We start from the raw sequence: 6,670 nt of genomic DNA on the forward strand, positions 1-6,670 counted from the left end.
CGCGCGTTCCCGGTCGTTCCACCAGCTTCAGTCCAGGAGATTCCGCAACCGTGGCTTCCACGAACGACCTCAAGAACGGCCTGGTGCTCAAGCTCGACGGAGGCCAGCTCTGGTCCGTCGTCGAGTTCCAGCACGTCAAGCCCGGCAAGGGCCCCGCCTTCGTGCGCACCAAGCTCAAGAACGTGCTCTCCGGCAAGGTCGTCGACAAGACGTTCAACGCCGGCGTGAAGGTCGAGACGGCCACCATTGACCGCCGCGACATGCAGTTCTCGTACATGGACGGCGAGTACTTCGTCTTCATGGACATGGACACGTACGACCAGCTCATGGTCGACCGCAAGGCCGTCGGCAACGCCGCCAACTTCCTGATCGAGGGCTTCACCGCCTCCGTCGCCCAGCACGAGGGCGAGGTGCTCTACGTCGAGCTGCCCGCCGCGGTCGAGCTGAACATCCAGCACACCGACCCGGGCGTCCAGGGCGACCGCTCCACCGGTGGCACCAAGCCCGCCACCCTGGAGACCGGTTACGAGATCGGCGTGCCGCTCTTCATCACCACCGGCGAGAAGATCAAGGTCGACACCCGCACGGGCGACTACCTCGGCCGGGTGAACAGCTAACCGTGGCTGCTCGGAACAAGGCCCGCAAGCGCGCCTTCCAGATCCTCTTCGAGGCCGACCAGCGCGGTGAGTCCGTGCAGAGCGTCCTCGCGGACTGGGTCCGGCACTCGCGGACCGACGACCGTCAGCCGCCGGTGGGCGAATTCACGATGGAGCTCGTCGAGGGGTACGCGCAGTACGCGGACCGGATCGACGACCTCATCGTCACCTATGCCGTGGACTGGGAGATCGACCGCATGCCGGTCGTCGACCGCAGCATCATCCGGCTCGGCGCGTACGAGCTGATCTGGATGGACGAGACCCCGGACGCCGTGGTGATCGACGAGGCGGTCCAGCTCGCCAAGGAGTTCTCCACCGACGACTCCCCGTCGTTCGTGAACGGCATGCTGGCCCGTTTCAAGGACCTCAAGCCGAACCTCCGCCGGGAGCAGTGACCTCCTGGCCGGATCCGCTCGGCCCGCACGCCACGAAGGGCCCACGGTCAGCCGACCGTGGGCCCTTCGGCGTACGCACCACCCGGTACGGACCCCCTGGTACGGACAGAAACGCCGGGCCGGCGGGAACCCGAAGGCTCCCGCCGGCCCGGCGGCACGTTTCTGCTGTGGGGTCCGCGGCAGCGGGCTGCCCGGACCCCGGCAGGTCTCAGCTCTCGTCGTGGGAGACCGCGCGACGCGCGTCCGCGTCCAGCACGCCCCAGCTGATCAGCTGCTCCGTGAGCACGGACGGCGACTGGTCGTAGATCACGGCGAGCGTGCGCAGGTCGTCCTGGCGGATCGAGAGCACCTTGCCGTTGTAGTCACCGCGCTGGCTCTGGATGGTCGCCGCGTAGCGCTGCAGCGGACCGGCCTTCTCCGGCGGGACGTGGGCGAGGCGCTCCAGGTCCAGGACGAGCTTCGGCGGCGGCTCGGCGGCCCCGCCCGGAGTCGTACCGGGCAGCAGCTCCTGCACCGGGACCCCGTAGAAATCCGCCAGCTCGGCGAGGCGCTGTACGGTCACGGCACGGTCGCCGCGCTCGTACGAACCGACCACGACGGCCTTCCAGCGACCCTGTGACTTCTCCTCCACGCCGTGGAGGGAGAGGCCCTGCTGGGTGCGGATGGCACGGAGTTTGGCCCCGAGCTGTTTTGCGTATTCGCTGGACATATGGCTCCCCGGACGCTGGAACAGTGTGCGGCTCCGCCGCGTGGCTGGTAACTCACTGTGAGGTTACGCAGCGTTACTTGGATGCGTCAAGCCGAATGGTCCGGACCGGCACCTCCAGGGGGCGGGGCCAGGGCCGTACACAAGCCCTGGTAACGTGGATGACGTAATTTCGACGTCCTTTAAGGTCCGTCCCGTGAGGCGGAGAAGGAGGTCCGTTTCTTATGGACGCACAGCACGACGACACCGGCAACGCGGCACGCCCCGTTCTCGAGGCCCCCGACATCGCCCGTGTTCTGACCCGTATCGCCCACGAGATCGTCGAACGCGCCAAGGGCGCCGACGACGTGGTGCTGCTCGGCATTCCGACGCGGGGCGTCTTCCTCGCCCGCCGGCTCGCCGACAAACTCGAAGAGATCACCGGCCGGAAGATGCCGGTCGGCTCCCTCGACATCACCATGTACCGCGACGACCTGAGGCTGCGCCCCGCACGGGCCCTGGCCCGTACCGACATCCCCGGCGAGGGGATCGAGGGCAAGCTGGTCGTCCTGGTCGACGACGTGCTCTTCTCCGGCCGCACGATCCGCGCCGCACTCGACGCGCTCGGCGACATCGGCCGCCCGCGCGCCGTGCAGCTCGCGGTCCTCGTCGACCGCGGTCACCGCGAACTCCCGATCCGCGCCGACTACGTCGGCAAGAACCTCCCCACGTCGCTGCGGGAGACGGTCAAGGTCCAGCTCGCCGAGGAGGACGGCCGCGACGCCGTGCTGCTCGGCGTCCAGCAGGCCGCTCCCGCGGACGCGCAGTAGCCCGAGCCCTCCGTACACCCTTCCGGGGGACCGTACGGCTGACTCCTGCGCGCCCGCACGCCTGAACGCACGCCCTCCAGCCACCGGAGAACCCCAGATGAAGCGCCACCTCATCTCGGCCGCCGACCTCACCCGCGACGACGCCGTCCTGATCCTCGACACCGCCGAGGAGATGGCCAGGGTCGCGGACCGGCCGATCAAGAAGCTTCCGACCCTGCGCGGCCGTACCGTCGTCAACCTCTTCTTCGAGGACTCGACCCGGACCCGCATCTCCTTCGAGGCCGCCGCCAAGCGCCTCTCCGCCGACGTCATCAACTTCTCCGCCAAGGGCTCATCCGTCTCCAAGGGCGAGTCCCTGAAGGACACCGCGCTCACCCTGGAGGCGATGGGCGCCGACGCCGTCGTCATCCGGCACGGCGCCTCCGGCGCCCCCTACCGGCTCGCCACCTCCGGCTGGATCGACGGGGCCGTGGTCAACGCCGGCGACGGCACCCACGAGCACCCCACCCAGGCACTCCTCGACGCCTTCACCATGCGGCGCCGGCTCGTCGGCGCCGACACCGGCCTCGGCCGCGACCTGGACGGCCGCCGGATCACCATCGTCGGCGACATCCTGCACAGCCGGGTCGCCCGCTCCAACGTCCACCTGCTGACCACCCTGGGGGCGCACGTCACCCTGGTGGCCCCGCCCACCCTGGTGCCCGTGGGCGTCGAACAGTGGCCCTGCGACGTCAGCTACAGCCTCGACGACGTGCTGGCGAAGTCCGATGCGGTGATGATGCTGCGTGTGCAGCGCGAACGGATGAACGCCGCGTACTTCCCGACCGAGCGCGAGTACTCCCGCCGCTACGGCCTGGACGGCCAGCGCATGGCGAAGATGCCCGAGCACGCCATCGTGATGCACCCCGGGCCCATGGTCCGCGGCATGGAGATCACCGCCGAGGTCGCCGACTCCGACCGCTGCACGGTCGTCGAGCAGGTCGCCAACGGCGTCTCCATCCGGATGGCCGTCCTCTACCTGCTGCTCGGCGGCTCCGACACCGCCCTGTCAGCCCCTGCCCGTCCCGAGGGCCCTGCTCGTGCCGAGAGCCCCGCCCGTACCGAGGAGACCAAGTAACCATGAGCAAGATCCTTATCCGCGGTGCGCGGATTCTCGGCGGCGAGCCGCAGGACGTGCTGATCGACGGCGAGACCGTCGCCGAGGTGGGCACCGGCATCGAGGCCCCCGACGCCACCACCGTCATCGAGGCGGCCGGCCAGATCCTGCTGCCGGGCCTCGTCGACCTCCACACGCACCTGCGCGAGCCGGGCCGCGAGGACTCCGAGACCGTCCTCACCGGCACCCGGGCAGCGGCGGCGGGCGGCTTCACCGCCGTACACGCCATGGCCAACACCTTCCCCGTCGCCGACACCGCCGGCGTCGTCGAGCAGGTCTGGCGGCTCGGCAAGGAGTCCGGCTACTGCGACGTCCAGCCGATCGGCGCCGTCACCGTCGGCCTGGAGGGCAAGAAGCTCGCCGAGCTCGGCGCGATGCACGACTCGGCCGCAGGGGTGAAGGTCTTCTCCGACGACGGCAAGTGCGTCGACGACGCGGTGATCATGCGCCGCGCCCTGGAGTACGTAAAAGCCTTCGACGGCGTCGTCGCCCAGCACGCCCAGGAGCCCCGCCTCACCGAGGGCGCCCAGATGAACGAGGGCATCGTCTCCGCCGAACTGGGCCTCGGCGGCTGGCCCGCCGTCGCCGAGGAGTCGATCATCGCCCGCGACGTCCTCCTCGCCGCCCACGTCGACTCACGCGTCCACATCTGCCACCTCTCCACCGCCGGGTCCGTGGAGATCGTCCGCTGGGCCAAGTCCAAGGGCTGGAACGTCACCGCCGAGGTCACCCCGCACCACCTCCTCCTCACCGACGAGCTGGTCCGCTCCTACAACCCCGTCTACAAGGTGAACCCGCCGCTGCGCACCGAGGCCGACGTCATGGCCCTGCGCGAGGCGCTCGCCGACGGCACGATCGACTGCGTCGCCACCGACCACGCCCCGCACCCGCACGAGGACAAGGACTGCGAGTGGGCGGCGGCGGCCATGGGCATGGTGGGCCTGGAGACCGCGCTCTCCGTCGTCCAGCAGACGATGGTGGACACCGGCCTGATCGACTGGGCGGGCGTCGCCGACCGCATGTCGTTCCGCCCCGCGGCCATCGGCCGCCTCGAAGGACACGGCCGTCCCGTCTCGGCGGGTGAGCCCGCCAACCTCACCCTGGTCGATCCGGCATACCGTGGAGCAGTGGACCCCGCGGGCTTCGCGTCCCGCAGCCGAAACACCCCCTACGAGGGGCGTGAGCTGCCGGGCCGCGTCACCCATACCTTCCTGCGGGGCCGTGCCACGGTCGTCGACGGGAAGCTCGCGTGACAACACTGACCCCCCTGTACCTCCTGGCCGCCGAGCAGAAGTCGGCGGAAGTGACGGACTGGTCCGCCCGCATCGCCTGGGTGATCGGCCTGCTGGTCTTCGTCGCCCTCGTCTACTGGCTGATGCGCGAGGGCTGGAAGTGGCGCGGAAGGCTCCAGTCCGACCTGCCCGAGCTGACGGCCACCCCCGAGGGCTTCGACGGCGATGAGGTGCTCCTCACGCTCACCGGGCGCTACCACGCCTCCACCACCGCCGGGCAGTGGCTCGACCGGATCGTGGCGCACGGCCTCGGCACCCGCAGCCGGGCCGAGCTCACGCTCACCGCGCGCGGCCTGGACGTCGTACGCCCCGGCGCGAGCGACTTCTTCATCCCGGCCGAGGCCCTGCGAGAGGCCCGTCTCGACAAGGCACTGGCGGGCAAGGTCCTCCCCGAGGGCGGCCTGCTGATCATCACCTGGGCACATGGCGAGACCCTGATCGACTCCGGCTTCCGCTCCGACCACGCGGCCGAGCACCAGGCCTGGGTCGACGCGGTCACCCACCTCACCAGCACCACTACGGAAGGCACCGCACGATGACGATCTCCACCCGGGGAGCCCAGGCTCCCGCCGTACTCGTCCTGGAGGACGGCCGTGCGTTCCGTGGCCGTGCTTACGGGGCCGTGGGGGAGACCTTCGGCGAGGCGGTGTTCTCCACCGGCATGACCGGCTATCAGGAGACGCTGACCGACCCGTCATACCACCGGCAGGTGGTGGTGATGACGGCTCCGCATGTCGGGAACACCGGGGTGAATGACGAGGATCCGGAGTCGGCGCGTATCTGGGTGTCGGGTTATGTGGTCCGTGATCCTGCGCGTAGGCCGTCCAACTGGCGCTCGCGGCGGTCGTTGGACGAGGAGCTGGTGGCGCAGGGCGTGGTGGGCATCAGTGGTGTCGACACCCGCGCCCTTACCCGCCACCTGCGGGAGCGGGGGGCGATGCGGGTCGGAATCTTCTCCGGGAACGCGATCGCGGATGAGGGGACGCTGCTGGCCAGGGTGCGTCAGGCCCCCGAGATGACCGGCGCCGACCTCTCCGCCGAGGTGGCGACGAAGGAGGCGTACGTCGTTCCCGCGATCGGGACGAAGAGGTTCACGGTTGCCGCGGTCGACCTCGGTATCAAGGGGATGACGCCGCACCGGATGGCGGAGCGCGGCATCGAGGTGCACGTCCTGCCGGCGACGGCGACGCTGGAGGAGGTGTACGCGGTGAACCCGGACGGTGTGTTCTTCTCCAACGGTCCCGGTGACCCCTCGACGGCCGATCACCCGGTCGCCCTGATGCAGGGTGTTCTGGAGCGGTCGACGCCGCTTTTCGGTATCTGTTTCGGTAACCAGATTCTGGGCCGGGCGCTCGGCTTCGGTACGTACAAGCTGAAGTATGGGCATCGGGGGATCAATCAGCCGGTGCAGGACCGCACGACCGGCAAGGTCGAGGTCACCGCGCACAATCACGGTTTCGCCGTCGATGCGCCCCTGGACAGGGTGTCCGACACCAGGTTCGGGCGCGCGGAGGTCTCCCACGTGTGCCTGAACGACCAGGTCGTTGAAGGTCTGCAGCTCCTGGACCGTCCCGCCTTCAGTGTCCAGTACCACCCCGAGGCGGCGGCGGGTCCGCATGACGCCGCGTACTTGTTCGATCGTTTCGTTTCTCTGAT

General features: G+C 69.6%; 8 protein-coding genes. 7 read left to right on the forward strand and 1 reads right to left on the reverse strand.

Annotated features, from left to right (window positions below; translation table 11 throughout):
• Positions 1-50: 50 nt before the first annotated feature.
• Both efp and nusB read left to right on the forward strand, forming a co-directional pair.
• The gene (gene efp / locus IE264_RS30465) at positions 51-617 is read left to right on the forward strand and encodes an elongation factor P (RefSeq protein ID WP_015607360.1); all 567 of its coding nucleotides are present in this window, start codon (positions 51-53) and stop codon (positions 615-617) included.
• A gap of 2 nt (positions 618-619) precedes the next feature.
• Positions 620-1,051 carry a transcription antitermination factor NusB gene (nusB, locus tag IE264_RS30470; RefSeq protein WP_015607359.1) on the forward strand — a complete coding sequence of 144 codons (432 nt, stop codon included), beginning with the start codon at positions 620-622 and terminating at the stop codon, positions 1,049-1,051.
• Positions 1,052-1,259: 208 nt separating this feature from the next.
• Here nusB and bldD read toward each other — a convergent pair whose 3' ends face one another.
• Positions 1,260-1,760 (reverse strand): transcriptional regulator BldD, encoded by a 501-nt coding sequence (bldD, locus tag IE264_RS30475; protein WP_006123181.1) that lies wholly within the window; start codon positions 1,758-1,760, stop codon positions 1,260-1,262.
• 221 nt (positions 1,761-1,981) lie between these two features.
• Here bldD and pyrR point away from each other — a divergent pair, with 221 nt between their 5' ends.
• The 5 genes from pyrR to carA form a co-directional block, all read left to right on the forward strand.
• Positions 1,982-2,566 carry a bifunctional pyr operon transcriptional regulator/uracil phosphoribosyltransferase PyrR gene (pyrR, locus tag IE264_RS30480; protein WP_018515203.1) on the forward strand — a complete coding sequence of 195 codons (585 nt, stop codon included), beginning with the start codon at positions 1,982-1,984 and terminating at the stop codon, positions 2,564-2,566.
• Positions 2,567-2,663: 97 nt separating this feature from the next.
• Positions 2,664-3,683 (forward strand): aspartate carbamoyltransferase catalytic subunit, encoded by a 1,020-nt coding sequence (locus tag IE264_RS30485; protein ID WP_015607357.1) that lies wholly within the window; start codon positions 2,664-2,666, stop codon positions 3,681-3,683.
• A 2-nt stretch (positions 3,684-3,685) separates the two neighbouring features.
• On the forward strand, positions 3,686-4,975 hold the full coding sequence (locus IE264_RS30490) for a dihydroorotase (RefSeq protein ID WP_015607356.1): 1,290 nt from the start codon (positions 3,686-3,688) through the stop codon (positions 4,973-4,975).
• Entirely contained in the window at positions 4,972-5,553 is a 582-nt protein-coding gene (locus IE264_RS30495; protein WP_032760863.1) for a PH-like domain-containing protein, read from the forward strand. The genes IE264_RS30490 and IE264_RS30495 overlap by 4 nt, the downstream gene beginning before the upstream one ends.
• A partial coding sequence (gene carA / locus IE264_RS30500) for a glutamine-hydrolyzing carbamoyl-phosphate synthase small subunit (protein WP_190167730.1) occupies positions 5,550-6,670 on the forward strand: 1,121 nt, incomplete at its 3' end. The genes IE264_RS30495 and carA, both read left to right, overlap by 4 nt.

The organism is Streptomyces microflavus, assembly GCF_014650075.1.
Classification (GTDB): Bacteria; Actinomycetota; Actinomycetes; order Streptomycetales; family Streptomycetaceae; genus Streptomyces; species Streptomyces microflavus.